Annotated in this window: 27 protein-coding genes and 1 pseudogene; 18 read left to right on the top strand and 10 right to left on the bottom strand. The window is 61.0% G+C overall.

Annotation, left to right across the window (positions count from 1 at the left end; all coding sequences use genetic code 11):
* A complete protein-coding gene (locus AAFN47_RS19160) occupies nucleotides 1-708 on the bottom strand; it encodes an ABC transporter ATP-binding protein (RefSeq protein WP_499810856.1) in 708 nt (235 codons plus the stop codon).
* Nucleotides 709-780: 72 nt separating this feature from the next.
* Here AAFN47_RS19160 and AAFN47_RS19155 point away from each other — a divergent pair, with 72 nt between their 5' ends.
* The 7 genes from AAFN47_RS19155 to AAFN47_RS19125 all read left to right on the top strand — a co-directional run bounded on the left by AAFN47_RS19155 (nucleotide 781) and on the right by AAFN47_RS19125 (nucleotide 5,501).
* The gene (locus AAFN47_RS19155; RefSeq protein WP_499810855.1) at nucleotides 781-1,437 is read left to right on the top strand and encodes an arylesterase; all 657 of its coding nucleotides are present in this window, start codon (nucleotides 781-783) and stop codon (nucleotides 1,435-1,437) included.
* 136 nt (nucleotides 1,438-1,573) lie between these two features.
* The gene (gene thpR, locus AAFN47_RS19150; RefSeq protein WP_499810854.1) at nucleotides 1,574-2,161 is read left to right on the top strand and encodes an RNA 2',3'-cyclic phosphodiesterase; all 588 of its coding nucleotides are present in this window, start codon (nucleotides 1,574-1,576) and stop codon (nucleotides 2,159-2,161) included.
* Between the two features lie 24 nt (nucleotides 2,162-2,185).
* Entirely contained in the window at nucleotides 2,186-2,485 is a 300-nt protein-coding gene (locus tag AAFN47_RS19145) for a 4a-hydroxytetrahydrobiopterin dehydratase (protein ID WP_499810853.1), read from the top strand.
* Nucleotides 2,486-2,556: 71 nt separating this feature from the next.
* Nucleotides 2,557-2,940, top strand: a complete 384-nt coding sequence (locus tag AAFN47_RS19140) for a YkvA family protein (protein ID WP_499810852.1) — start codon at nucleotides 2,557-2,559, stop codon at nucleotides 2,938-2,940.
* A 223-nt stretch (nucleotides 2,941-3,163) separates the two neighbouring features.
* Complete coding sequence (locus AAFN47_RS19135) at nucleotides 3,164-3,667, top strand: invasion associated locus B family protein (protein ID WP_499810851.1); 504 nt, start codon at nucleotides 3,164-3,166, stop codon at nucleotides 3,665-3,667.
* A 132-nt stretch (nucleotides 3,668-3,799) separates the two neighbouring features.
* Nucleotides 3,800-5,044 carry a dual-specificity RNA methyltransferase RlmN gene (rlmN, locus tag AAFN47_RS19130; protein WP_499810850.1) on the top strand — a complete coding sequence of 415 codons (1,245 nt, stop codon included), beginning with the start codon at nucleotides 3,800-3,802 and terminating at the stop codon, nucleotides 5,042-5,044.
* Nucleotide 5,045: 1 nt separating this feature from the next.
* Nucleotides 5,046-5,501 (top strand): hypothetical protein, encoded by a 456-nt coding sequence (locus tag AAFN47_RS19125; protein ID WP_499810849.1) that lies wholly within the window; start codon nucleotides 5,046-5,048, stop codon nucleotides 5,499-5,501.
* Between the two features lies 1 nt (nucleotide 5,502).
* Here the strand turns inward: AAFN47_RS19125 and AAFN47_RS19120 are convergent, their stop codons facing one another.
* Entirely contained in the window at nucleotides 5,503-6,144 is a 642-nt protein-coding gene (locus AAFN47_RS19120) for a LysE family translocator (protein WP_499810848.1), read from the bottom strand.
* Nucleotides 6,145-6,293: 149 nt separating this feature from the next.
* Between AAFN47_RS19120 and AAFN47_RS19115 the strand changes: the two genes are divergently transcribed.
* The 5 genes from AAFN47_RS19115 to ppa all read left to right on the top strand — a co-directional run bounded on the left by AAFN47_RS19115 (nucleotide 6,294) and on the right by ppa (nucleotide 12,896).
* A complete protein-coding gene (locus tag AAFN47_RS19115) occupies nucleotides 6,294-7,517 on the top strand; it encodes an argininosuccinate synthase (protein WP_499810847.1) in 1,224 nt (407 codons plus the stop codon).
* A gap of 104 nt (nucleotides 7,518-7,621) precedes the next feature.
* Nucleotides 7,622-9,655 (top strand): M3 family metallopeptidase, encoded by a 2,034-nt coding sequence (locus tag AAFN47_RS19110; RefSeq protein WP_499810846.1) that lies wholly within the window; start codon nucleotides 7,622-7,624, stop codon nucleotides 9,653-9,655.
* 120 nt (nucleotides 9,656-9,775) lie between these two features.
* Entirely contained in the window at nucleotides 9,776-11,596 is a 1,821-nt protein-coding gene (typA, locus tag AAFN47_RS19105; RefSeq protein ID WP_499810845.1) for a translational GTPase TypA, read from the top strand.
* A gap of 176 nt (nucleotides 11,597-11,772) precedes the next feature.
* On the top strand, nucleotides 11,773-12,279 hold the full coding sequence (locus AAFN47_RS19100) for a GNAT family N-acetyltransferase (RefSeq protein WP_499810844.1): 507 nt from the start codon (nucleotides 11,773-11,775) through the stop codon (nucleotides 12,277-12,279).
* Between the two features lie 89 nt (nucleotides 12,280-12,368).
* A complete protein-coding gene (gene ppa, locus AAFN47_RS19095; protein WP_499810843.1) occupies nucleotides 12,369-12,896 on the top strand; it encodes an inorganic diphosphatase in 528 nt (175 codons plus the stop codon).
* Between the two features lie 15 nt (nucleotides 12,897-12,911).
* Here ppa and AAFN47_RS19090 read toward each other — a convergent pair whose 3' ends face one another.
* Both AAFN47_RS19090 and AAFN47_RS19085 read right to left on the bottom strand, forming a co-directional pair.
* Nucleotides 12,912-13,226, bottom strand: a complete 315-nt coding sequence (locus AAFN47_RS19090) for a DUF167 family protein (RefSeq protein WP_499810842.1) — start codon at nucleotides 13,224-13,226, stop codon at nucleotides 12,912-12,914.
* A gap of 4 nt (nucleotides 13,227-13,230) precedes the next feature.
* On the bottom strand, nucleotides 13,231-13,524 hold the full coding sequence (locus AAFN47_RS19085) for a YggT family protein (RefSeq protein ID WP_499810841.1): 294 nt from the start codon (nucleotides 13,522-13,524) through the stop codon (nucleotides 13,231-13,233).
* A 140-nt stretch (nucleotides 13,525-13,664) separates the two neighbouring features.
* Here AAFN47_RS19085 and AAFN47_RS19080 point away from each other — a divergent pair, with 140 nt between their 5' ends.
* The gene (locus tag AAFN47_RS19080; RefSeq protein ID WP_499810840.1) at nucleotides 13,665-14,906 is read left to right on the top strand and encodes an MFS transporter; all 1,242 of its coding nucleotides are present in this window, start codon (nucleotides 13,665-13,667) and stop codon (nucleotides 14,904-14,906) included.
* A 348-nt stretch (nucleotides 14,907-15,254) separates the two neighbouring features.
* Here AAFN47_RS19080 and AAFN47_RS19075 read toward each other — a convergent pair.
* The 6 genes and pseudogenes from AAFN47_RS19075 to hemC form a co-directional block, all read right to left on the bottom strand.
* Nucleotides 15,255-15,981 (bottom strand): annotated as a pseudogene (locus tag AAFN47_RS19075) (glutamine amidotransferase).
* The gene (locus tag AAFN47_RS19070; RefSeq protein ID WP_499810839.1) at nucleotides 15,974-16,444 is read right to left on the bottom strand and encodes a tellurite resistance TerB family protein; all 471 of its coding nucleotides are present in this window, start codon (nucleotides 16,442-16,444) and stop codon (nucleotides 15,974-15,976) included. Before AAFN47_RS19070 ends, AAFN47_RS19075 begins: the two are co-directional and overlap by 8 nt.
* Before the next feature lie 113 nt (nucleotides 16,445-16,557).
* The gene (locus tag AAFN47_RS19065; RefSeq protein WP_499810838.1) at nucleotides 16,558-18,507 is read right to left on the bottom strand and encodes a heme biosynthesis protein HemY; all 1,950 of its coding nucleotides are present in this window, start codon (nucleotides 18,505-18,507) and stop codon (nucleotides 16,558-16,560) included.
* Between the two features lies 1 nt (nucleotide 18,508).
* On the bottom strand, nucleotides 18,509-20,158 hold the full coding sequence (locus tag AAFN47_RS19060) for a COG4223 family protein (protein WP_499810837.1): 1,650 nt from the start codon (nucleotides 20,156-20,158) through the stop codon (nucleotides 18,509-18,511).
* A 120-nt stretch (nucleotides 20,159-20,278) separates the two neighbouring features.
* Complete coding sequence (locus tag AAFN47_RS19055; protein ID WP_499810835.1) at nucleotides 20,279-21,118, bottom strand: uroporphyrinogen-III synthase; 840 nt, start codon at nucleotides 21,116-21,118, stop codon at nucleotides 20,279-20,281.
* Nucleotides 21,039-21,968 (bottom strand): hydroxymethylbilane synthase, encoded by a 930-nt coding sequence (hemC, locus tag AAFN47_RS19050; protein ID WP_499810834.1) that lies wholly within the window; start codon nucleotides 21,966-21,968, stop codon nucleotides 21,039-21,041. Before hemC ends, AAFN47_RS19055 begins: the two co-directional genes overlap by 80 nt.
* Nucleotides 21,969-22,036: 68 nt before the next feature.
* Here hemC and tsaD point away from each other — a divergent pair, with 68 nt between their 5' ends.
* Genes tsaD through AAFN47_RS19025 form a run of 5 tightly spaced genes read left to right on the top strand, consistent with a single transcriptional unit; the run spans nucleotide 22,037 to nucleotide 25,535 of the window.
* Entirely contained in the window at nucleotides 22,037-23,131 is a 1,095-nt protein-coding gene (gene tsaD, locus AAFN47_RS19045; protein WP_499810833.1) for a tRNA (adenosine(37)-N6)-threonylcarbamoyltransferase complex transferase subunit TsaD, read from the top strand.
* Nucleotides 23,128-24,123 carry an NAD(P)H-dependent glycerol-3-phosphate dehydrogenase gene (locus AAFN47_RS19040; RefSeq protein ID WP_499810832.1) on the top strand — a complete coding sequence of 332 codons (996 nt, stop codon included), beginning with the start codon at nucleotides 23,128-23,130 and terminating at the stop codon, nucleotides 24,121-24,123. Before tsaD ends, AAFN47_RS19040 begins: the two co-directional genes overlap by 4 nt.
* Nucleotides 24,124-24,141: 18 nt before the next feature.
* Entirely contained in the window at nucleotides 24,142-24,435 is a 294-nt protein-coding gene (locus AAFN47_RS19035; protein ID WP_499810831.1) for a YciI-like protein, read from the top strand.
* Nucleotides 24,436-24,443: 8 nt separating this feature from the next.
* Nucleotides 24,444-24,872 carry an EVE domain-containing protein gene (locus AAFN47_RS19030; protein WP_499810830.1) on the top strand — a complete coding sequence of 143 codons (429 nt, stop codon included), beginning with the start codon at nucleotides 24,444-24,446 and terminating at the stop codon, nucleotides 24,870-24,872.
* Between the two features lie 18 nt (nucleotides 24,873-24,890).
* On the top strand, nucleotides 24,891-25,535 hold the full coding sequence (locus AAFN47_RS19025; RefSeq protein ID WP_499810937.1) for a class I SAM-dependent methyltransferase: 645 nt from the start codon (nucleotides 24,891-24,893) through the stop codon (nucleotides 25,533-25,535).
* The last annotated feature ends 45 nt before the right edge of the window (nucleotides 25,536-25,580 follow it).

Genomic DNA, 25,580 nt, shown 5'->3' with positions numbered 1-25,580 from the left:
TCACGCCATCGCCGCCCGGATTGCGTCGGCCTGGCCGTGGTCGATGATCTCGCCGGACCGCATCCGCACCTGACGCGAGCAACGCTCCGCCAGTACCGGGTCGTGGGTGACCAGAAGCAGGGTCATGTTTCTCTCGCTCTGCTTCGAGAACAGCAGATCGGCGATCTGGCGGCCGGTTTCCGTGTCGAGATTGCCAGTCGGCTCGTCCGCGATCAGCATTGCGGGAGACGGCGCAAGCGCGCGGGCGATCGCCACCCTTTGTTGTTCTCCGCCGGAAAGTTCACCCGGATAGTGCGTCAGGCGTTCGGAGAGACCGACGGAGGCGAGCTCCGCGCGCGCGACGTCAAAGGCGTCTGCGCGACCGGCGAGTTCCAGCGGCACCGCGACATTTTCAAGCGCGGTCATATTGGGAATAAGGTGAAACGACTGGAATACGATGCCGATATTGCGGCCGCGAAAATCGGCCACCTGGTCCTCGCTCATGGCGTGGATCGGCCGGCCGGCGACGACGATCTCACCGGAATCGATGCGCTCCAGACCCGCCAGCACCATCAGCAAGGTCGACTTGCCGGAACCAGATGGGCCGACGATGCCAACGGACTCGCCGGGCATCACCTGAAGCGCCATATTTTTAAGAACATGTACGGACGACGCCCCGTCGCCCAGAGTGAGATCGGCCTTTTTCAGCTCGATGATGGGTGTCGTCACGTCGCAGGCTCACTATATTGGGCGGAAAGACAGATTTCAGTTCGGACTGCAAAGGCATTTAGGGACCTCGGGATGAAAATTAAAGCTGTCGCACGGATTTTACTTGCAGCGGGCGCTCTTGTGGCAATCTCTGGAATGCCCGTTCGGGCGGAGCCGGTGAACATTGTCGGCTTCGGCGATAGCCTGATGGCGGGATACCAGCTGGCGCCGGCGGACGCCTTTCCGGTCAAGCTGGAGGACGCGCTTGTCGCCACTGGCAACGAGGTGACGATCGCCAACGCCGGGGTTTCAGGCGACACGACCAGCGGCGGGCTCTCACGCCTCGACTGGTCCGTCCCGGAGGACGCCGACGCGGTGATACTGGAACTTGGCGCGAATGACGCGCTTCGCGGAATCAGCCCGGAAAAAACCCGGGAAAATCTCGACGCCATGATTGCCGCGCTCAAGGGTCGCGGGGTCGAGGTTCTGCTCGTCGGCATGCTCGCGCCGCCCAATATGGGAGACGCCTACGCGGATCTCTTCAACGACATCTATCCGGAACTGGCTGAAAAGTACGACCTGATCCTCTACCCGTTCTTTCTCGATGGCGTCGCCGCCGAGGAAGGGCTCGATATCGGCGACGGCATGCACCCGAATCCTGAAGGAATCGACATCATGGTGACGCGTTTTCTGCCCTATGCGGAGCAACTTCTGGAGCGCCTGGCATCCGGCTCGGCCACCAAACAGTAACGCCAAATCATGCGAATCGCTGGCGTTTTTCTCGAGATTGTTGACCGGAAAAGCGACTGGAATCTCATTCAGGGGCTTGCTCTTGAGCCCGACACATGATTCGCTGAAGATACACATACGATTCGGGGAGGCTCTTATGCCGCGATTGTTCATAGCCCTCGAAATTCCGCCATCGGCGGCTCTCAGTCTCTCGCTTCTTCGCGGAGGCATGTACGGGGCCCGATGGATCGATGTAGAAAACTACCACCTCACCCTGCGTTTTATCGGCGACATAGAAGGGCATGTTGCGGACGAACTCGTCCACGCGCTCGACCGGGTCCATCGGCCGGAATTCACCCTGTCGCTGTTGGGAATGGGCGCTTTCGGCAACAAGAAACCGCATTCGGTCTGGGCCGGCGTATCGCCGTCTCCGGACCTGATGGCCCTGCAGGCGGAACTCGAAAGGATCTGTCAGCGCCTGGGTCTGCGGCCCGATCCACGCAAGTTCTCCCCGCATGTCACCGTGGCGCGCACACGCAACGTCCGGGTCGATGACGTCGTGAAATATCTTTCGGAACGCGGAAATTTCCAGACGGATCCGTTTCCGGTGTCCCGCTTCGTGCTGATGTCGTCGCGCAACTCGGTCGGCGGCGGCCCCTATGTGACCGAGGAAGCCTATCCGCTGTTCAGCGATACGGCGGCATCGGCCGACGCGCATCGCTACGCCGCGCAAGGATATCGCTAAGTCGAAAGCAGGAAAGCGCATCATATGCCGATTACCGCTCTCGACGCCGACGCAATCGATACCGGCATGAATGATATTGCGGGCTGGACGCTGAGGAGCGATCGCAAGGCCATTGAAAAGACATTCCGTTTCAAGACATTCAATGAAGCTTTCGGATTCATGACGCGCGCGGCGCTGGCGGCGGAAAAATTGAACCACCATCCCGAATGGTTCAACGTCTACAACCGTGTCGACGTAACGCTCACCACCCATGACTGCAACGGCCTGTCCGAATTCGATTTTCGACTGGCGCGCGCCATGGATCGCTTCGCCGGCCAGGGATAGACGCCGACCGCAACAAATTTGAACATTGCGCGTTGACGTCCCATATTTGTTCCGACGCGAAAGACGAGACAATGGATACGGTCAAGATCGGAGAAATATTGGAGCCTGGCGACGACGACACCCGTCGCGAACGCACCCAGACGGTGCGCAAAGGCTTCTGGAGAACGCTGAAACGCGCTGCGCGCCAGGTTCCATTCATGGAAGACGTGGCGGCCGCCTATTATTGCGCGCTCGACAGCAACACGCCGACGCGTGTGCGCGGCATTCTGCTCGCCGCGCTCGCCTATTTCGTGTTTCCGATGGACACATTGCCGGATTTCCTTGCGCTTGTGGGCTTCTCAGACGACATCGCCGTGCTGGGCGCCGCGATCGCCGCGATCCGCGCGCACATAACTCCAGCGCACTACGCCGCTGCGCGCCGCGCGCTGGAAGACACAGAAACGGTTCAGTCTTGAGCGAAATCGGCCGCTCGCGGCCGATGCACTCTCCCGGTACTGGAGAATATGCTGATCGCCCGCATAACCGCAGGGTTGCAGAATTTTACAAAATCAGCGAAATCCGAAACAGTGTTGACTGTTTGGTAACCCAAATTTGCACAAATTGAGACAAAATGTTGCCAAACCAGCATGGTCAAGGCAGTCCGTGCCCGTGAAAGCAGAACAGTCCGGTAGGTTGATTATGGTTTTGAAGAAGTTCGTGACAGCTCTGATCCTTATAATTGCGGTGACAGGCGTCGCCTCGGCCCAATCGCCGACGCGCATCAAACAATTCAATGCCTGGGGCGCCTATTCCTACAATTCGGCGAACGGCAAGGTTTGTTACATCCTGTCGCTTCCCACCCGCAAGGAGCCGACGAATGTCGATCACGGCGACATCTTTTTCCTGGTGTCGCAGCGTCCTGGCCAGAACATCTCCTACGAACCCCAGGCCATGATGGGCTACCAGCTCAGGGATGGATCCAAGGTCGATGTCAGCGTAGACGGCCGTAGCTTCACGATGTTCTCCAAAGATGATTCGGCCTGGGTCGAGAACGCCGCTGAAGAACCGGCGCTCGTCTCCGCAATGCGCGCCGGCTCGTCCATGACGGTCAAGGCGACGTCGCAGCGCGGCACCAACACGAGCTACACGTTCTCGCTTTCCGGCGTTACCGCAGCGCTCAGCGAGATCCAGAACTGCAACTGATCGTCCGGTCGACCGGCTTTGCAGCCGTTTAATTGACGGCTGCGCCTTGATATGGCGTCGAAACGCCGTATTTTGGGGGAAATTGCGCGCCCTGAGGGGCATCGCACAAATTTCCTTTGAAAGATCCGGCTCATGCCCCTGTCCATCGACCTGAGAGATACCGGCCAGCGCGACTCCCTGTCGCCGCAAACGACGCCCTCGCATGTCAATGACAACCGTCCCTCGCTGATCGGCATGTCGCGCGAGGAGCTCGGCGCGGCCCTGGCCGACGCCGGTGTGAAGGAACGGCAGGTGCGCATGCGCGCCCAGCAGCTCTGGCATTGGCTCTATGTGCGCGGCGCCAGCGATTTCGACGACATGCACAATGTCTCCAAGGATCTGCGCGCGGCGCTGAAATCGAGCTTCACGATCGCCCGGCCCGAAATCGTCGACGAACAGATCTCCACCGACGGCACCCGTAAATGGCTGCTGCGTTTTCCGCCGCGCGGCGCCGGGCGACCCGTCGAGATCGAAACCGTCTATATTCCGGAGGAAGGCAGGGGAACGCTTTGCATCTCCTCGCAGGTTGGCTGCACGCTCACCTGCTCGTTCTGCCATACGGGCACCCAGAAGCTGGTGCGCAACCTGACTTCAGAAGAAATCCTTTCGCAACTGCTTCTGGCCCGCGACAGACTTGGCGATTTTCCCGCTCGAGACACGCCGGCCGGCGCCATCGTGCCTTCAGAGGGCCGCAAGGTGTCCAATATCGTGATGATGGGCATGGGCGAGCCGCTCTACAATTTCGAGAACGTGAAGAGGGCGCTGCTGATCGCCTCGGACAATGAAGGCCTGTCGCTGTCGCGCCGGCGCATCACGCTTTCCACCTCCGGCGTCGTACCGGAAATCTATCGCACCGGCGAGGAAATCGGCGTCATGCTGGCGATATCGTTGCATGCAGTTCGCGACGATCTTCGCAACGAACTCGTGCCGATCAACAAGAAATACCCTCTCGCGGAGCTGATGAAGGCCTGCCGCGATTACAAGGGGCTTTCCAACGCGCGGCGCATTACCTTCGAATACGTCATGCTGAAAGGCGTCAACGATTCGATGGCCGACGCAAAGGAGCTTGTGCGTCTGCTCAAGGGGGTTCCGGCGAAGATCAACCTCATTCCTTTCAATCCGTGGCCGGGCAGCGCTTACGAGTGCTCCTCCTGGGAGCAGATCGAAAAGTTCGCGGATTTCGTCAACCACGCCGGTTACGCCTCCCCCATTCGCACGCCGCGCGGACGCGACATCCTCGCCGCCTGCGGCCAACTCAAATCCGAATCGGAGCGCTTGCGCAAATCGGAACGGCTCGCGCTCGAAGCGATGATGATCGCCGGGCACGGCGAGGCCTGATTTGGATCGGTTTCTGGTCTTTTTCCTGCGGCTGTGCGCTATCACGCTTGGCTTCATTCTGGCGACCATCGCGTCGGCCGTCGCAATGGGCTTTCTCACGCAGATCATCACACCGCAGGAAGCGAGCCATTTGGCAAATTCGCCTTGGAGCATCGGCCTGATCGTCGGGTTCCTGGTGGCTGCGGCTTTCGCCGGCTATGTCGCCTTCATTCCGGCGATGGCCGTCATCCTGTTCGCCGAAATCACCCGCAAACGCGACTGGCTGTTTTATACGCTCGCCGGCGGCATTATCGCACTGATCGTGCCCTTCGCCGGCGCCGCCATGACCGGCGCAACCGACCGTTCTGTCAACACACTGGTGATGATCGCGGTTTCCGGCATGATCGGCGGGTTAACCTACTGGCTGTTTGCAGGCAGCCGGGCCGGCAGCTGGCTACCGCCGAAAGAGCAGATTTGAATTACCGCGCCTCCGTCAGAAGAATCCTGACGGCGAAGAGCGAGAACACGCCGGCAAAGACGTAGTCGATCGTCCGGGTGATGCGCCGGCTGGATTTCAACCATGCGGCAAGCCTGTCGGCCACCAGCACCATGGTGATGACCATCGGCAGCGAAATCACGTTGAACATCAGGCCGAGAAAGATCAGCTTGCCGGTGATGTGCGGATCGCCGGCGGACACGAATTGCGGCAGGAAGGTCATGAAGAAGATGATGATCTTCGGGTTGAGCAGATTGACGGTAAGCCCGTGCAGCCAGTGCTGAAAGAAGGTTCGTTCCTTCGGATTGCCGGCCTCGGTCCTGAAGGTCGACCCGTAGCGGATCGCCTGCACGGCCAACCAGAACAGATAGGCGGCGCCGCCGGTCTTCAACAGAAGGAAAGCCGTGGGCGAGGCCACGACCAGCGCCGATATGCCGAGCGCCACAAGAAGCGTGTGGACGCACACCCCGGCCAGCGTTCCGGCGATGCAGGCGATGCCCGCCGCGCGACCGTCGCTGAGCGCCCGGCCAAGGAACAGCGTCATGTCCGGCCCCGGCGTGATCGCCAGGATCACCGAGGCGAGCGCAAAGGCCAGAAGGACGGGAATATCGGGAACGAAAGGCATGTTCGAGGGGTCTCGCTGCATTCGGATAACGACCGCGCGCTGAATAGCAGCCAAATGCCCACTTGTAACGCGAAGTTTTCGGACTAAAGTGCCGCCGCATTTGCAAGAGCGGCCTCAGGCCGCCACACGTTGGAAAAATACGGAAAACCATGAGCGCTCTCAAAAACGTCAAGAAAGTGGTTCTCGCCTATTCGGGAGGACTCGACACATCCATCATCCTGAAATGGCTCCAGACGGAAATGAATGCGGAAGTCGTCACCTTCACTGCCGATCTCGGTCAGGGCGACGAACTGGAGCCGGCGCGCAAGAAGGCCGAGATGATGGGCATCCGCGAAATCTATATCGAGGACGTGCGCGAGGAGTTCATCTCCGATTTCGTCTTTCCGATGTTTCGCGCCAACACCGTGTATGAAGGCGTCTATCTGCTCGGCACCTCCATCGCCCGGCCGCTGATCTCGAAACGCCTGATCGAGATCGCCGAGGAGACCGGGGCCGACGCGATCGCCCATGGCGCAACTGGCAAGGGCAACGACCAGGTGCGGTTCGAACTCTCGGCCTATGCGCTGAACCCCGACATCAAGATAATCGCGCCGTGGCGCGACTGGAGCTTCAAGTCGCGGACCGACCTGATCGAATTCGCGGAGAAATACCAGATCCCGATCCCGAAGGACAAACGCGGCGAAGCGCCCTTCTCGGTCGACGCCAACATGCTGCACTCCTCCTCCGAGGGAAAAGTGCTGGAAGACCCGTGGGATGAGCCCCCTGCCTATGTCTACCAGCGCACCATCTCTCCGGAAGAAGCACCGGACAGGGCGACCGAGATCGAGATCGAATTTTCCGGGGGGGACCCGATTGCCCTGAACGGCGAGAAACTGTCTCCCGCGACGCTGTTCGCCAAGCTCAACGACTATGGCCGCGACAACGGCATTGGCCGCCTTGATCTCGTCGAGAACCGCTTCGTCGGCATGAAATCGCGCGGCGTCTACGAAACGCCGGGAGGCACAATTCTTCTGACGGCCCACCGGGCGATCGAATCGATCACGCTTGATCGCGGCGCAGCGCATCTGAAAGACGAACTGATGCCGCGTTACGCGGAGCTCATCTACAACGGATTCTGGTTCTCGCCCGAGCGGAGCATGTTGCAGGCCGCCATCGACCTCTCGCAGGAAAGCGTCGAAGGCAAGGTTCGCCTCAAGCTCTACAAGGGCAATGTCATCGTTACCGGCCGCGAATCGGCGAAAACGCTCTATTCCGACCAGCTCGTCACCTTCGAGGACGACCAGGGCGCCTACGACCAGAAGGACGCAGCCGGCTTTATCAAGCTCAACGCGCTGCGCCTGCGCACGCTCGCCTCCCGCGACCGCGAATCCTGATCAGAGGGGCCGGGTTGACGATGTAACACATTGTAACCCGGCCCTTGCATCTATTGCGGGCATTGCCTACATCGCCGGAGTCCAACCCGAGCGAGGCATTGTCCATGAGCGTCAACGACCACCTCTTCCACTGGAATGGCCCGCACGGTCTCCCCGAGTTCTCGAAAATCGGGGACAGCGACTTCGCCGACGGTTTCGACGCCGCGCTGAAATCCCACATGTCTGAAATCGAGGCGATTGCCGACAATCCGGACGCGCCGACATTCGACAACACGGTGACGGCGCTCGAACTGGCCGGAACGGATCTTTCGCGCTGCTCGGCGCTGTTCTGGAACCGGGCGGGAACGGGCTCCAACGATATGATCCAGGAACTGGAGCGAGACATCGCGCCCCGCATGTCCCGCCACTATTCCGCGATCGCCATGAACCGGAAACTGTTTTCGCGGATCGACGATCTTTGGCAAAAGCGCGAGACGCTCGGTCTCGACACCGAACAGACGCGGGTGCTGGAACGGCACTGGAAAGGCTTCGTGCGGTCCGGCGCAAATCTCGATGACGAGAACCAGAAACGACTGGCGGCGATCGACGAGGAACTGGCGGGCCTGTCCGCGCGCTTCGGTCAGAATGTTCTGCGCGACGAAAAAGACTGGTATCTGGCACTCGACGGCGAAGACGATCTGGCGGGACTGCCGGACTTCCTGCGCGACGCCATGGCGGAAGCCGCGTCCGAAAAGGGATTCGATTCAGGCTATGCCGTGACCCTTTCGCGTTCGATCATCGAGCCTTTCCTGACGTTTTCCGAACGACGCGACCTGCGCGAATCAGCCTTTACGGCCTGGATTTCGCGCGGCGAGAACAACGCCGAGCGGGACAATTTTGCGCTCGTCGGCAAGACATTGGAGTTGCGCGCGGAAAAAGCCGCGCTTCTTGGCTACGAGAACTTCGCCGCCCTCAAGCTCGACGACACCATGGCCAAGACGCCGGACGCGGTAAACGGACTTTTGATGAAGGTCTGGGACAAAGCCCTGTTGCGGGCGCGCAGGGAAGAAGACGCAATCGCCGGCATGATCGCCGAGGAAGGCAAGAACCATCTGGTCGCGCCCTGGGACTGGCGCTTCTACTCGGAAAAGATCAGGGACCGCGACTTCAGTTTTTCCGAAGCCGAACTCAAGCCCTATCTCCAGCTGGAAAAAATCATCGCCGCCTGTTTCGACGTCGCGCACCGGCTTTTTGGAATAGCGGCGGTGGAGCGCGTCGACATCGAGGCCTATCACCCGGATGTGCGTGTCTTCGAAATTCGCGACGCAGAGGGTTCGCTGATCGGTCTGTTCCTCGCCGACTATTTCGCACGCTCCAGCAAGCGTTCCGGCGCATGGATGAGCGCCTTCCAAAGCCAGCACAAGCTCGATGGCGGGCAGATCCCGATCATATACAATGTGATGAATTTCGCAAAACCGCCGAAGGGCCGGCCTGCGCTGATCTCGCTGGACGACGCGCGCACGCTGTTCCACGAATTCGGCCATGCCCTGCACGGACTGCTGTCCGACGTCGTCTATCCCTCGGTTTCCGGCACGTCGGTGTCGCGCGACTTCGTCGAACTGCCCTCCCAGCTTTTTGAACACTGGCTGACGACACCCCTGATTCTGGGTGAGTACGCCGTCCACGTCGACACCGGCGAGCCAATGCCGCAGCAACTGCTCGACAAGATGCTGGAGGCGCGCGATTTCAACGCCGGCTTCGCCGCGCTGGAATACACCTCTTCGGCGATCGTCGACATGGCGTTTCACACCGGGGATCCATCAGAGGATCCGGCTGCGTTCGAAAGCGAAAAACTTGCGGAGATCGGCCTGCCGGAAGCAATCGTCATGCGCCACCGCACGCCGCATTTCCTGCATGTATTCTCCGGCGGTTATTCGGCGGGCTACTATTCCTACATATGGTCGGAAGTTCTTGACGCAGACGCGTTCAGCGCCTTCGAGGAAACCGGCGACGTCTTCGATCCGGCGACAGCGGCAAAGCTGCGCGACACTATTCTTTCGAAGGGCGGAAGCATCGACCCACAGGACGCCTATCTCGCTTTTCGGGGCAAGATGCCCGACGCGGAAGCGATGCTGCGAAAGAAGGGGCTCGCCGGCTGAGGAATCGCGGCCGATTCATGCCGCATCGCACAACGGGCTTCCAACCGGCATGAAAACCCTGTAAGAGCCGCAGCAAATTGGTTGTGACGCCAGCGAGCGCACGAAATTCGAGACGTATCCATGAACCTCCGCAATATTGCGATCATCGCCCATGTCGACCATGGGAAGACGACGCTTGTCGATGAACTCCTCAAACAGTCGGGGGCTTTCCGCGACAATCAGCGCGTGGCCGAGCGCGTCATGGACTCCAACGAGTTGGAGAAGGAACGCGGCATCACGATCCTCGCCAAGGCGACCTCGGTTTTATGGAACGATGTCCGCATCAACATTGTGGACACGCCCGGACACGCCGATTTCGGCGGCGAGGTGGAGCGGATACTGAGCATGGTGGACGGCGCGATCGTGCTCGTCGACGCGGCCGAAGGTCCGATGCCCCAGACCAAATTCGTCGTCGGCAAGGCGCTCAAGGTCGGCCTGAGGCCGATTGTCGCCGTCAACAAGATCGACCGTCCGGACGCCCGCGCGGACGAGGTGGTCAACGAGGTCTTCGACCTTTTTGCCGCCCTTGATGCGACCGACGAGCAGCTTGATTTCCCGATCCTCTATGGTTCCGGCCGCGACGGGTGGCTGGCCCCCGAACCGGACAAGCCGGCGGACGCAAGCCTCACGCCGCTGTTCGATCTCGTTGTCGAGCACGTGCCGGCGCCAAGCGTGGCGGAAGGTCCGTTCCGGATGATCGGCACGATACTCGAAGCAAACCCCTTTCTCGGACGTATCATTACGGGCCGCATTTTTTCCGGAAGCGTAAAGCCGAATCAGCCGATCAAGGTGATGGACCGCAACGGCAAGACGCTCGAACAGGGACGCGTCTCCAAGATCCTCGCCTTTCGCGGTCTCGAACGGCAACCCGTCGAAGGAGGCCAGGCGGGCGATATCGTCGCTATCGCGGGTCTGACCAAAGGCACGGTCGCCGACACCTTCTGCGCGCCGGAAGTGACCGAGCCGATGGAAGCCCAACCGATCGACCCGCCGACGGTCACCATGTCCTTCATCGTCAATGATTCGCCGCTTGCCGGCACCGAGGGCGACAAGGTGACAAGCCGCATCATCCGCGACCGGCTGCTCAAGGAAGCTGAAGGCAACGTCGCGCTGAAGATCGAGGAATCGGAAGACAAGGACTCCTTCCAGGTCTCCGGCCGCGGCGAATTGCAGCTCGCCGTCCTGATCGAAACGATGCGCCGCGAAGGCTTCGAACTCGCCGTCTCGCGGCCCCGGGTGGTGCTCAAGAAGGACGACAGCGGAACGATGCTCGAACCGGTCGAGGAAGTCGTTATCGACGTCGACGAGGAGCATTCCGGCGTCGTCGTGCAGAAGATGTCGGAGCGCAAGGCCGAAATGGTCGAACTGCGCCCTTCCGGCGGCGACCGCGTGCGCATGGTGTTTCATGCGCCGACGCGCGGCCTGATCGGTTACCAGTCGGAGTTGATGACCGACACGCGCGGCACCGCGATCATGAACCGTCTGTTCCACGACTATCAGCCCTTCAAGGGCGACATCGCCGGCCGCGTCAACGGCGTGCTTCTGTCCAATGAAGCCGGTGAAGCGGTCGCCTATGCGCTGTTTAATCTCGAGGATCGCGGGCCCATGGTCATCGACGCCGGGGAGAAGGTCTACGCCGGCATGATCATCGGCATCCACACGCGCGAAAACGATCTCGAGGTCAACGTGCTCAAGGGCAAGAAGCTGACCAACATGCGCGCCGCCGGCAAGGACGAGGCCGTTCGGCTGACGCCGCCAATCCGCATGACGCTTGAGCGCGCCCTGTCATGGATCCAGGACGACGAACTGGTCGAAGTGACGCCGAAGTCGATCCGGCTCAGAAAGCTTTACCTCGATCCGCATGAACGCAAGCGTTTCGAGAAGACCAGGGCCTCAGCCTGAAACCCGCTCTGTTCGTCCGGTCTGGAATTGTCCTGCATCGCCACAATGGCGCTTGCGTGAACGGTTAAGAATCCGTTAATCTGCAGGCACGGAAGGCGCCGCGATAGTTGTGGGTAGACCGCCTCCAGATTTCATTCTTGCTTCGCGTTCTGTTCCGGACGGGGTAGGATTCCACCATGACGACGCTGGCGATAGATGTACGACGCGCAGAGCCCGATGACGCCTTGGCGATCTCGGAAACCCATCGCGCGGCCTGGAATGAGGCCTATGCCGGCATCATTCCGTACAAGACGCTCAGAAACATGCTGGAACGGCGCAGCCAGGAGTGGTGGCAACGCGCCATCCGAGGCTCGACCAGCATCCTTGTGCTGGAAGTCGGCGGCATGATCGCCGGATATGCGACGCTTGGTCTGAACCGCGCCCGCTCGCTGCCCCAGGAAGGCGAAATCTACGAACTGTATCTCAAGCCGGAATATCAGGGCGTCGGCCTCGGCCGCAGGCTGTTTGGCGAAGCCCGGCGTCTGCTGGCGTCGCTTGGCTGCCGGGGCATGGTTGTCTGGACGCTTGAAGAAAACAGCCGGGCGATCGGCTTTTACACCGGGCTTGGCGGCGTGGATATCGCGGAAGGGTCGGAGACTTTCGACCGGCGCCCATTGAAGAAGGTGGCTTTCGTCTGGTCGTGACCTGATATGGCGCGTTTTCCAAATCAATTGTTGCACTGCAGCGTCAGGCGGTCTATTTCGCTTCCGCAACAGGCAATACAGGAACAGACATGCGCATCGAAGCCATCACGATAGGTAGCAATCCACCGGATGACGTCAACGTCATTATCGAGGTTCCGGTGGGCGGGCAACCGATCAAGTACGAAATGGACAAGGAAGCCGGCACGCTTGTCGTCGACCGGTTTCTCTATACGCCCATGGCCTATCCCGGCAATTACGGCTTCGTGCCGCACACGCTGTCGGACGACGGCGATCCGATCGATGTTCTCGTCTGCAACACCCGGCCGCTGGTTCCGGGCTGCGTCATCAATGTACGCCCGATCGGCGTGCTGATCATGGAAGACAACGCCGGTCAGGACGAGAAGATCCTCGCTGTGCCGAGCGACCATCTGACAAAACGATACGAGAACGTCAAAAATTTCTCCGATCTTCCGGAAATCACCCTGCTGCAGATCGCGCACTTCTTCGAGCACTACAAGGACCTGGAGCCCGGCAAGTGGGTCAAGATCGGCGACTGGCAGGCCGCCAACGTCGCCAAGAGCCTGATCAAGGAAGCGATCGACCGCGCCAACGCCTGACCGGCTTTTCCGTCTTCAGGCGAGGAGGCGTTTGATCGCCTCCCGCGCTTCGCATTCGCTGCATCCCAGAACCAGTGTCTTGAACCGAGACGTCGCGCCTGACTGCAGGCGTATGCGGCTTTTGGCGACTCTGCTTTTCTTTGACAAAAGCGCGATCAGCGCCTTGTTGGCCTTGCCGTCTTCGGGAAGGGCCCGGACACGGGCCTTCAGCCAGACAGCGCCGTCTGCGCCATTGTCAGCCCCGTCGAGAGCGTCACGGGAGGATTTCGGCGTCAGCCGGACGGTAATCTCAAGTCCATCCGGAACGAACCGGAACCAGCCGGACCGCACATTGTCACCCGGCGACGATGGGATAGATGGAGTTCCACAGGAAGAGGCGAAAGAAATAGATGATGAGCAGCAGGACGATCGGGGAAATATCGATGCCGCCGAGATCCGGCAGGATGCGCCTGATCGGTCGCAACGCCGGCTCCGTCACCTTGTACAGAAACTCTCCAATCATGGCCACAAAGCGGTTGTTCGTGTTCACCACGTTGAAGGCGTAAAGCCAGGAGAATATCGCGCTGCCGATCACGAACCAGATGTAGATATTCAGAGCCAGATCTATTGTCTGGAACAGTGCATACATCGCAGTCTCCCTTCTTGGTGCAGACCGACATGTAAACATTGAGACCATGAGCGGCAAGTCCGGCGCGGCAACAAAAGACGCTGTGCAAACCAATCCGAGGCGCTATAAGATTTTCATGTTTCAAACTCTCGCGAGCGCCCATGCCGCACGATAAAGAGGCGCGGGCGGATCGCTTCGCCGCCTTCAGGCACAAATCATACACATATTACTGGCTGGCGCGGCTGCTTTCGGCCCTGTCCATGCAGGTGATCGCCGTGGCCGTCGGCTGGCAGATCTACGATTTGACGCGCGACCCGCTCGATCTGGGGCTGATCGGCCTGACCCAGTTTGTTCCGGCGCTGGCGCTGCTTCTGGCGACGGGGGCGGCGGCGGACCGCTACAGCCGTCGCATGATCATGGCCATATGCGAGATCGCCGGCTTCGTCCTTGGCGCATTGATGTTTTTGCTGACGCTTGGCGGTTTGACATCGCCGCTGCCCGTCTTCGTCATTCTTGTCGGGCTCGGCGTCACCCGCGCTTTCTTTTCCCCAGCCTCGACGTCGCTTGCGCCGAATCTGGTGCCGAAGGAGGACCTCGCCAACGCCATCGCCTGGAATTCGACCTCCTGGCAGACCGCGACGATCGCCGGCCCCATGGCCGGCGGCCTGCTTTACGGGCTGGGCGCCACTGTGCCCTACCTCGTGGCCACGTTCCTGTTTGCTCTGGCGACGGTCTTTATTCTCGTCATTCCGAAACCGCCACAGGCGCGTTCGACCCGGATGCAAGACTGGGAAACGCTCTCGGCCGGCTTCCGCTATATTTGGCGGGAACGCGTGGTGCTCGGGGCGATTTCACTCGACATGTTCGCGGTCCTGCTCGGCGGCGCCGTGGCGCTGATGCCCGTCTTCGCGCGCGACATTCTCGAACTCGGTCCATGGGGACTGGGGCTTCTGCGCTCGGCGCCGGGCGTCGGGGCGATCGCCATGGCGGTGTTCCTCGCGACGTATCCGATCAACCGCCACGCCGGCCTCGCCATGTTTGTCGCCGTCGCCCTGTTCGGGCTGTCGATGGTGGTTTTTGGCCTGTCGACCGTCGCCTGGCTATCCATTGGCTCCCTGGCGTTCATGGGCGCGGCGGACATGATTTCGGTCTATGTTCGCCAAACGCTCATTCAACTCTGGACGCCGGACGAACTGCGCGGCCGGGTCAGCGCCGTCAACATGGTCTTCCTCGGCGCCTCCAACGAACTCGGCGAATTCCGCGCCGGAGGCATGGCCGCCCTGATCGGCGCCGTTCCCGCCGTGGTGATCGGCGGCGTCGCCTCAATGGGCGTATCCGCGCTCTGGGCGGCCTGGTTCCCGCAACTGCGCAGGATCCAGCACCTCAATCGCGTCGATCGATAAACGTTAATATATTCTATTAAAACAGATATTTAATAAACTTTTCGACAGCATTTGCCTGCCCGATGCAAGCCTCTATCGCAATCTGGCTTTGTTTCGGGAAATCGCGATTTTCAATTTTTCAGACCCAGGCAGCGTAGCACAGGACAAATTTGGCTTTGTTTCGGGAATCAGTATTTTCGGGTCTTCGTGACGATTTGGCTTTGTTTCGGGAATTCGCTTTTCGAGGTATCCGGGATGCGGAAATCCTTCCCGCTCGAATGAGGATTTATACCATAAAACGCGCTGAAATGCAGCCGGAAAGTTCCCGCTATGATCTACCGGCCGGGAAAGCTGAAACAGGTCGTCCGGTCAGGCCTGGATTTTCGCTCCGACAACGATTTCCAGGAAATGCCCCAGCCATTGCCGCAAATGCGTGTCGTAGAGAAGCCGGCCATTGAGGTGCTCGCGACCTTGCTGGGCGTTCGGCAGCACAAAGCGGTTTTCGGCGCGCACCACCCAGCGATGCATCATCGCCTGGGTGAGTTCCGAATGGAACTGGATGCCCCAGGCGTTGCGGCCGTAACGCAGAGCCTGATTGGGATAGTCGCGCGCCGTCACCAGCAATTTCGCACCGTGCGGCACACTGAACCCCTCGCGATGAAACTGATAGACCATCTGCGGCCAGTCCATCAGATCCCTTCCGGCTTCAGTCGCTTCCAGTGGATACCAGCCGATCTCCGCCAGACCCGTCCTCGTGGCTTGCAACCTTCCCGCCGAGATGGCGTACAAGCAGCTGGGCGCCGAGACAGATGCCGAGATAGCGCTTGTCTTCTTTCAGCGGGACTGCATGCTAGTCGATCTCGCGGCGAATGAACTCGTCTTCGTCATTGGCGCTCATCGGTCCGCCAAACGTCACAGCGCCGGCATAGCCATCGAGCGTATCCGGCAGAGCGTCGCCCAGAGCAGGCCGTCTTGTTTCCAGAGGAAATCCGGCCTTGTGCAGCATTTGCCCGACCCGACCCGGGCTGGAGTGAGCCTGGTGGAGTATGACAAGTATTGGCTGAAGATCATTGCGTGTGCCCGGCGCGTCAGCCATCGTCTTCCGTGTCGGTCCTGGTTTCGGCCTGTTGCCGCATGATCACGCGGTCCCTGTCGGATACGCCCAACAGTTCTGCGACGCGTCCGACCACGCTTTCCTCCAGTTCGTGCTTGACGCCGTCCGCATAGACAAGTTCCCAGAGAAGCTCGATGAACTGAACCCGCTGCTCGGCGTCGAGCGAACGTTTCAGGACACTCGTGAAGGCATAGAAATCAATCGATTCGTCCTCGGCCTGCTCTCCCACATCGAGAAGTTGCGCCAGCTGCCGTTCATCCAGCGAATAGGACTTCTGCACCAATTGCGCGATCTTGTCGCGTTCGCTCGCCTCGATCACGCCATCGGCGTCGATCACGTGAAAGAACAGCGCCGTCGCAGCCACGCGAGGGTCGTCGCGGGTGAATTCCGGCTTTTCTTCATCGCCAGCCAGACTCTGCAGAAATTTTCCCAACTTGTCGAACATCACCCTGCCTTGGATCGGTGTATTGAACCTTGCTTGCGCCCGCCAACCGGCGCATCCCGAAATATTTTCCGGGAACGTCGCCCGCCCAGGTCAGACTATTGCAAAAAGTGAAGTCAAAACAAGCGAAACCGTGATTTCGGCTCCTCGTCTTCCTGTGTCTCGTCAACCCCGGGATCATCCGGGGGTTTGGACAGGAACGCCGATTCCCGCTCTCTGTCGGTTCGCTTTCCGACGGCGTCCGTGACGATATGCGTGCTGCCGCCGTCGACCGCCTCCATCACAGCGGCTTCACCGTCGAGCGCCTTCTGCTCGCGCTTGGTTGTTTTCGCTTCGGCATTTGCTTCGCCGGCGGCTTTTTCCGGCTTGACCGGTTCCGGATCCGGCGCGGACGCGGGCGTGGGTGCAGTTTCGGTTTTTACATCGACATCCGCCTCGGACGCAGGTTTTTCCGCTGCAGGCGGTTCAGGCTCCGGCTCTTTCTGCTTTTCGGCTACGGACTCCGGAGTTGCCGGCTCCGGCTCAGGCTCAGTCGGCTCGTCCGGTCCCTTTTCCGGTTCGACGACCGCCGCTTTTTCCGGTTCAACGATGACCGGTTCCGCCGCAACCGCATTATCCCTAACAGGCGCTTCAACCTCGACATGCTCGATCACAGGATCCGAATCGGCGACGACTACGGTTTCCTTCGTTTCCGGAACTGCAACGGGCGGCAGGCTGGCGATCGCCCGCTCCGCGTCGCCGCGAACCATCTCCGCGTGCTCGATCGGTTCGGCAAGCTGCTCGACCGGCACCCTCCACTCGAAAGCATCCAGCCTGCCGGTCACCGGCGAAACCGCCGCCCATTCTTCGGCGACATAGCCGTCAGCCGTCCAGGCTTCGTCGCGCGGCGCACGCACCGCCTGCGCCAGCCAGTGGCGGACGCGACCCTGATCGCCCGTATCTGCTTCCTCGATATCGGCGAGCAGCAGATAGGTGCTTTCGCGGGCCTTGATCCGGATCGCCGCCTCGGCCATGTCGCGCGCCAGCTTCAGTTCATGGGCGTCGAGCGCTGCCTTCGCTACTATGTAGAGCGATTCGGCGTTGTTGCGCTTGATGCTCTCAAGCTTCTGCGCCCGCTTGAGCCGATCATGCGTCGAATCGCCCGGACGGGCTCGCACGTAGGTTTCGGCGATCTCCGGATGCGGGGATTTCTTCCACAATTTCTCCAGGATCGATGATCCCTTGCGCAGATTGTCCTCGCGGAACAGCGCCCGGGCGGCGATGATCGCCGCCGGAACGAACTCGGGCGCAAGCCGGTTCGCCTCCAGCCCGTCGGTGCGGGCCCCCGCAACATCTCCGCCTTCGAGACGGTCATGGGCGCGCGCCGTCAAAAGCACAGCCTTCTTGCGGTCGGACTGCGCCTTGTCGATAACCCGGCCAAGACGCTGCTTCTCGAGCAGCCTTATCGCATCATCCCAATTGCCCTCCGCCGAGCGGTAAGCGAGCGTCGCTTCGGCCGCCCAGGGTAGCTGCGGAGCCGACTCGGCGGCTTTTTCCGCATAGTGCCGGGCGGCCTCGTTGGCGCCTGCCTTGCGGGCTTCGATATAAAGACCGCGCAGGCCCAGCTCCCTGGTTTCCGGATCCTCGGCCATCGCCTCGAACTTGGCGCGCGCATCCTCGCTCCTGCCTTCGATCAGGGCGGTCTGGGCGTCGAGGAGATGGATCAGAGGTTCCTGGTCCGCGCTTAGCAGGCCCTGGGTTCGTTTCGTCATCTTGCGCGCGGCGACCCCGTCGCCCGCGCCGGCTGCGATCAGCCCGGTCGACAGCGCCTGATATCCCCTGTCCCGCTTGCGGGCCCGAAAATAGCGGCTGACCGTTTGGGGCGAAACGAGAATGGCGTGGACAAGCCACCAGACAAGCAGGATAGCGCCGATGAGAACCGCGACCGCTGTCGCCGCCGCCATCAGCGACATTTCGATCTGGCGGTCCTGCCAGGTAATGACCAGATCGCCGGGTCGATCGGCAAGCCATGCAAAGCCCAGTCCAAGAAGCAGGACGACGAGTACGTAGAAGAGCAGACGGATCATCTCAGTTCGTGCCTTCCGTGCTTGCGGCGTCCGTATCGGTCGCCGTGGATGGAGCAGCGGCGTCCGCGGCTGCCGCGCCGGTTTCGCTGGTTGTCGACGCCGCAGGCGGCGGTGACGCGGCCGGCAATGCGCCCGACAGCATCGTCGAGACGAGCTGGTTGGCCTCGATACGCGCCTTCAGATCCCGCGCGAAGGCGGCGGACGCGTCTTTTGACCCTTGCGGCAACGTGTTCCACTCATTCTCGGCGCCCATCAGGTCGCCATTCTTCAGGCGGTTCTCGACACGCGCGACGATGGCCTCCGGCGTGTCGCCGGCGACTTCCCCTACGGGACGCACGGTGACGACCGAGGAGGCGCTGTCGAGCAGACGGTTCCAGACATTCTGATCTTTCGGGGCGCCGTTGGCCGCATCGATGATGCGGCTTGCATCGGAAGAAAACTCCGACAGGAGCTGCGACCGTGTCGGAACGCCGCTGGCCGCCAGCGGCCGCAACTGGTCAACCGACGGACTTGTGCCCTCGACGCTTGCAAAAGCTTCGAGCTCAGCCATGAACGGGCCGCCTCGATCGATCGCCGACTTGAGATTGGCGGCCGTCAGCGCGCGAGCGACCTTGATGTCCTCGCGCGGTCCCGAAAGCGTCTTTTCGACAGCAGCCAGTCGCGTTTCCAGCGCCGCAGACGCCTGGCTCTGTGATGTTTCCAGCGCGCTGATCTTGCTGGCGAGAGCCGACGCCTGGCTTTGCACCTGCTGCATCGTTGATTGCAACTGCTTCTGCGCGCTTGCAAGGGCGCTGATCTGTGTCTTCAAGCCGGTGTCGGCGTCACCGGTTCCCAGACTCTCGATGCGCGAGGACAGATCGGCGATCTGTTTCTGCAGCGCCTGGAGCTGGTCGCTATTGTCGGTCGACGGGGCGGCGGTGGTTTGCTGCAGCGAAGCGATCCGGTCTTCCACTGATTTGGCGAGTCCGGAAATCTGAGAATTCGCCTGATCCTCGAAATCGGAAATCGCCTTGCGCATATCCTCCAGATCCGAACCGGCGGCGCCAGTCGGCGAACCACCGCCCGAAAGGACGCCGGACCAGATCAGCGCGCCGCCGAGTACGAGAACCACAAGCCCGCCAATGAGCCCGGCGAGGAGCGCGCCCGAACCGCCGGATTTTTCCTTCCTGGCCGGCGTCGCATCACTTGACGGAGGCGCGCCGGATGAGGCGGCGGAGGACCTCGCGGATGAACCGGACGACGCCGAGGCGCCTATTTTCGGTCCAGTCGGGGCAGAGCGCGGCGTTGCATCCTGCGTCGGGCGCGCCGAACCTGATGCGCCCGCCTTGCTTTCAGACGCAGCCGCCGTGGGTTTGGCGTCGTCTTTCGTGGCGCTTGCAGGCTTTGATTCCGGCTTGTCGTCGGCAGCTTTCGTCGCGCCGGTTTCCGGTTTTTCAGCTTCCGCCTTCGTAGCCCCCGCTGTCGATGACGACGCGGCGGCGGCCGATTTCGCACTGGTCGAGGCGGATTGAGCGCCTGCGCCGGTCGTCGCTGTAGAGGGGGCTTTCGAGGAGGAGATGGTCTCCCCGGATTTCACCGACTCAGGTTCGAGATCGATCGTGACGGGCTTCTTCGTCGTTTTCGAATGCCTGGGTTTGCTGCTTTGTGCCATTTGGGATTCTTTCCTGGAAGATGACGCCTGGACACCGCGCCCGGAGAATCTGGCGCGTCTTAAACCTGTATCAGAAGCTAAAACGGCGCAATGAAGTGGGAAAGCCGTTTTGGGTCGAAATCAGATTTTATCCTGAGCAATGCGCTCCAGGAGCTCAAACAGAGAGGGTTCGTCCGGTTGATCCGCGACAGCGGATTGCGCGGTGAATTCTTCGGGAATTGCGGCGAGAATGGACGATCCTATGCAAAGATAACATATGTTATTCAAAGCCTTATCAATTTTCTCGCCCATCGTTACATCGAAGAAGCAGGATGCGGCCACCCCGGAGTAGAACAAAACCGCGTCAACAGGATTGTCGACGAATACGCGTCGCAAATAGTCAGTTGAATGACTTACTTTCACGATTTCATAGATTTCAACGGTCTGAAACGGTACTGACGCCGCGGCAAGACCTGCCTCAAACGTGTTTTTTCGAGTTGCACCCGCCAGATAGACGAGCGGCTGCAACTGCGTAACAGGCAGGCGCCCGCTGCGATAATCCGCAACGATGGTGGACGCCAGGGCGGCGGCGTCGGTGGATCCCGCATGGACAGCGCTGAACCCGGCCTGGAGAGCGGCCTTTCCGGTCGCGGTTCCCACGGCGTAGAACGGCGTCTGCAACTTGTCTGGCGCAATGCCAACTTCCCGCCAGTTACGGATCGCGGCGCCGCTGGTCGCCGCAAAGGCGCCCACCTCCTGCGCGTCAAGGCAACGAATATCGTCCCAACGTCCGACGGTACTGGTCAGCGGCAGCATGACCGGCTCATGGCCAATCGAACGCAGCCGGTCAGCGGTCCTCGCGGCGCCAGGCTCCGGACGCGTTATCAGAACCCGCACAACCTCATCCCCAATCGGCGAAAAAGCCGGATCCAGCCTCTTTGCGAATCCGCTCTCCGGCGTCCCGGCCCAGGGCTTGCGCATCCGCGACCGATCCTTCGACAGAAGCATCGTGACGCGACTGCCCGTCTGGCGACAGCACCATGCCGCGAAAATTCAAAACTTGCCCGTTGACGCGCGCAAGCCCGGCGATCGGGGTCCGGCAGGAACCGTCCAGAGCAGCTAGAAAGGCGCGTTCGCACAGGAGTTCGACCTGCGTATCGCTATGGTTGATCGCGGCAAGAAGCTTCAGCGTCGCCGCGTCGTCGCTCCGGCTTTCGATGCATATTGCGCCCTGACCGAGCGCCGGCAGAAAATCATCGCTCTCCATGACGTCGGTGGCGACGTGCTCCATGCCGAGCCGTTTCAGCCCGGCGCAGGCAAGCAGCGTGCCGTCAACCTGACCTTCCTCCAGCTTGCGCAATCGCGTCTGAACATTGCCACGAAACGGAATGACGTTGATGTCCGGCCGCAAATGCCGAACGAGCGCCTGCCGACGCAGTGAGGACGAGCCGATCGTGGAGCCGCGCGGAAGATCGCGGATCGCGCCCGCCGATCGGCCTATGAAGGCGTCGCGGACGTCTTCGCGCGGCAAAAAGGCGGTCAGGTCCAGGCCGTCCGGAAGCACGGTCGGCATGTCCTTAGAGGAATGCACGGCGATATCGATGGACCCAACGGAAAGCCGCGCCTCGATTTCCTCGGTGAACAATCCCTTTCCGCCGATTTCGGAAAGCGGCCGGTCGGTCACCCTGTCGCCCTGGGTCGATATGACCTCGATGGCGAATGCGTCTTCCGAAAGACCGTGAGCCGCCATCAGGCGGTCTCTCGTCTCATGGGCCTGGGCAAGGGCGAGCGGGCTGCCTCTGGTGCCGATGCGCAAAGGTTTTGTTTGCATATATGATTTTCCACAATTACCAGAAGCACTGGTAACGCCGAACTCCGACAACTGCAAATATCGCGACCATGCCGGCCAAGACACTGATTCTGGGAATCGAGACGAGCTGCGATGAAACGGCTGCCGCAGTGGTGCGTCGCGATTCCGAAGGCGGCGCAATACTTTCCAATGTTGTATTCAGCCAGCTCGAGGAACACGCGGCCTATGGCGGCGTGGTTCCGGAAATCGCGGCCCGCGCCCATGTGGAAGTTCTCGACGGCTTGATTCGCCAGGCGCTTGACGACGCCGGCGTAGAATTGCGCGACCTCGATGCGATAGCGGCGACCTCCGGACCTGGCTTGATCGGCGGCCTCATTGTCGGATTGATGACCGCCAAGGCAATCGCCGCGACGAGCCGCAAACCCCTCTACGCCATCAACCATCTGGAAGGCCATGCTCTGACGGCGCGGCTGACGGATGATCTCGACTTTCCGTATCTGCTGCTGCTCGTCTCCGGAGGACACACACAGATGGTTCTCGTGCGCGGCGTCGGAGACTACCAGCGCTGGGGCACGACCATCGACGATGCGCTGGGCGAAGCGTTTGACAAGACGGCCAAGCTTCTGGGGCTTCCCTATCCGGGCGGACCGGCAGTGGAAAAAGCCGCCAGCGCAGGCGACGGGCGCCGCTTTGACCTGCCAACGCCGTTGCGCGGGGAAAGCCGGCTGGACTTCTCCTTCTCCGGACTGAAGACAGCCGTCAGGCAGACCGCGGAACGCAATGCGCCGCTGGACGAAAAAGATATCGACGACATCTGCGCCTCGTTCCAGACCGCAATCGTCGATACGCTTACCGAAAGGGTTGGGCGGGCGCTCGATCGCTTTCATCGGGAAGTCGGGACGACAGGCCGGACACCGCAACTGGTCGTCGCCGGCGGCGTGGCGGCGAACGCCGCCATTCGCGCCGCGCTTGAAACCCTTTGCACACAAAACGGTTTCGGTTTCGTCGCGCCGCCGCTGAATCTATGCACCGACAATGCGGTCATGATCGCCTGGGCCGCCGCCGAGCGGATGGCGGCCGGCCTGGAGGCGGACTCGCTCGAGACGGCGCCGCGTCCGCGCTGGCCTCTCGACACGTTGTCTGAAACCGTCATTGGTCACGGCAAGAGAGGCGCCAAGGCATGACAGCATCGCTCGCCGTTATCGGGGCCGGAGCCTTCGGAACCGCGCTGGCCTGCGTCGTGGCCCGGCGCGGAGCGGGCGTGACGCTGCTCGGTCGCGATGCAAAGAAAATCGCGGCGATCGCCAACACGCGCAACCATCCCTCGCTGCCGGACGACGCGGAAATTCCGGTTAACGTCCAGCCGACGGCGGATCCGGCGCACCTTGCCGGCGCCGGCCTGGTTCTCCTCGCCGTCCCGTCGCAGTCGCTGCGCTCAGCATTGCAAACCTACGCGCCACACCTTGCGCCGAACGCCGATCTTGTCGTCTGCGCCAAGGGACTGGAGGCCGACACGGGTCTGCTGCTGAGCGACGTGACGAAAGAAGAGACCACGGGACATGCGATCGCCGTTCTTTCCGGTCCGGCATTTGCCGCGGATATTGTCCACAGGTTGCCAACAGCACTGACCCTCGCATGCGACAACCCGCAAAAAGCTGAATACATTGCCGAATCCCTGTCAGGACAGGCGTTTCGCCTGTATTCGTCAACAGACCTGGCAGGCGTACAGATCGGCGGCGCGCTGAAGAACGTCCTGGCGATCGCCTGCGGCATTGTTGAAGGATACGGCCTTGGAGAATCGGCGCGGGCAGCGCTGATCGCCAGGGGCTTGGCGGAACTCGGACGTTTCGCCGCCGCGCATGGCGGAAAGGCGGAAACGGTCGCGGGACTGTCCGGCCTCGGCGATCTGGTGCTGACGGCGACGAGCCACCAGTCGCGCAACATGCGGTTCGGACTGGCCATTGGTCGTGGAGAAGATCCGGCTGTGCTGCTTGCACCGGGAAAACCGCTCGCCGAGGGCGCCCATACGGCAAACATTGCCGCAGGCGTCGCAGCGCGCAAGAATATCGTCATGCCCATTACGGCGGCGGTCGCCGCCATCCTGCGCTCCGAACTTGATGTCGGCAAGGCTATCGAGGCGCTGATGACGCGACCGCTGACATTCGAAACCGAATAGAGAGAGAGAGAGGACATCATGCTTTTCGCCCTGATCTGCAACGACAAGGCCGGACATCTCGACGTGAGAATGGAAACGCGACCTGACCACGTCGCCTACCTGAACGAACTGAACGAGAAGGGCGTCCTGAAAATCGCAGGCCCCTTTCTTGACCCTGACGGAAAGCCCTGCGGAAGCCTGGTGATCGTTGAAGCCGCCGACGCCGAAACAGCAAGAACCATCGCCGATGGCGACCCCTACGCAAAGGCCGGGCTTTTCGAAACCGTCGATATCAGACCCTACAACTGGGTCTTCAACAATCCGGAGGCATAGACACGAACATGGCTTACTGGCTGTTCAAATCCGAACCCTTCAAATGGTCCTGGGACATGCAGAAGGCGAAGGGCGACGCCGGGGAAGAGTGGGACGGAATCCGCAATTATCAGGCGCGCAACAACATGCGCGCCATGAAAATCGGCGACAAGGGATTTTTTTACCATTCCAACGAAGGTCTCGAAGTGGTCGGCGTCGTTGAGGTCTGCGCGGAAATCCATCCCGATTCCACGACAGAGGACGAGCGATGGGAATGCGTCGACATAAAAGCCGTCTGCGACATGCCGAAGCCCGTCACCCTGCAGGACGTCAAGGCCAATCCGAAACTGGCCGAGATGGCGCTGGTGAAATCGACGCGGCTTTCGGTGCAACCAGTGACGGAAGATGAGTATCTGTTAGTCTGCCGCATGGGCGGGCTGGATAATCCTCCGAAATAGCGCTCGGAGCGAAATGCGATTGTGAAGGATCGGCGGCAGTTCATTTTCGACAACACCGGGGTCGTACGGCCGCCGCATGTGCCGGAAATCGCCCTGCAGGTCGCTACCGAAGCCTTCGATCTCTGGTACAAGACGGAAGAAGAGCTGGAGGCGGCCGGTCTGCCGCCGCCCTACTGGGCCTTCGCCTGGGCCGGCGGCCAGGGCCTGGCGCGCTATATCCTCGACAATCCCGACTGCGTGGCGGGATTGTCAGTGCTCGATTTCGCCAGCGGATCGGGTCTGGTGGCGATCGCGGCCGCAATGGCGGGCGCAAGGACCGTAACCGCCTGCGAAATCGACGCCTGGGCCTGTGAAGCAATGACCGTCAACGCCGCGCTCAACAATGTGACTTTCGATATCCAAAAGGGCGATATCGCTGGAATCGATGGAGGCTGGGACGTGGTCCTTGCCGGCGACGTGTTCTATGAAAAGGCGATGGCCGACCAGCTTGTGTCTTGGTTCGCGACGCTCGCCGCGCGTGGCGCGCTCGTGTTGATCGGCGATCCGAAACGGGCCTATTGTCCGGTCGACAGGCTCACGCTGCTGGCCACATACGCGGTCCCCGTCAGTCGCGAACTGGAGGATCAGGACGTCAAGAAGACGAATGTCTGGCGATTTTTCTGATTGGTGGCGCCCGGTCGGTCTTGCAGTCTATAATAAATGCCGCAC

It is taken from the genome of Hoeflea sp. CAU 1731 (assembly GCF_039888615.1).
Taxonomy (GTDB): Bacteria; Pseudomonadota; Alphaproteobacteria; order Rhizobiales; family Rhizobiaceae; genus Flavimaribacter.
The sequence above is the reverse complement of the archived record's forward strand: the minus strand, read 5'-3'. Positions and strand labels throughout refer to the sequence as shown.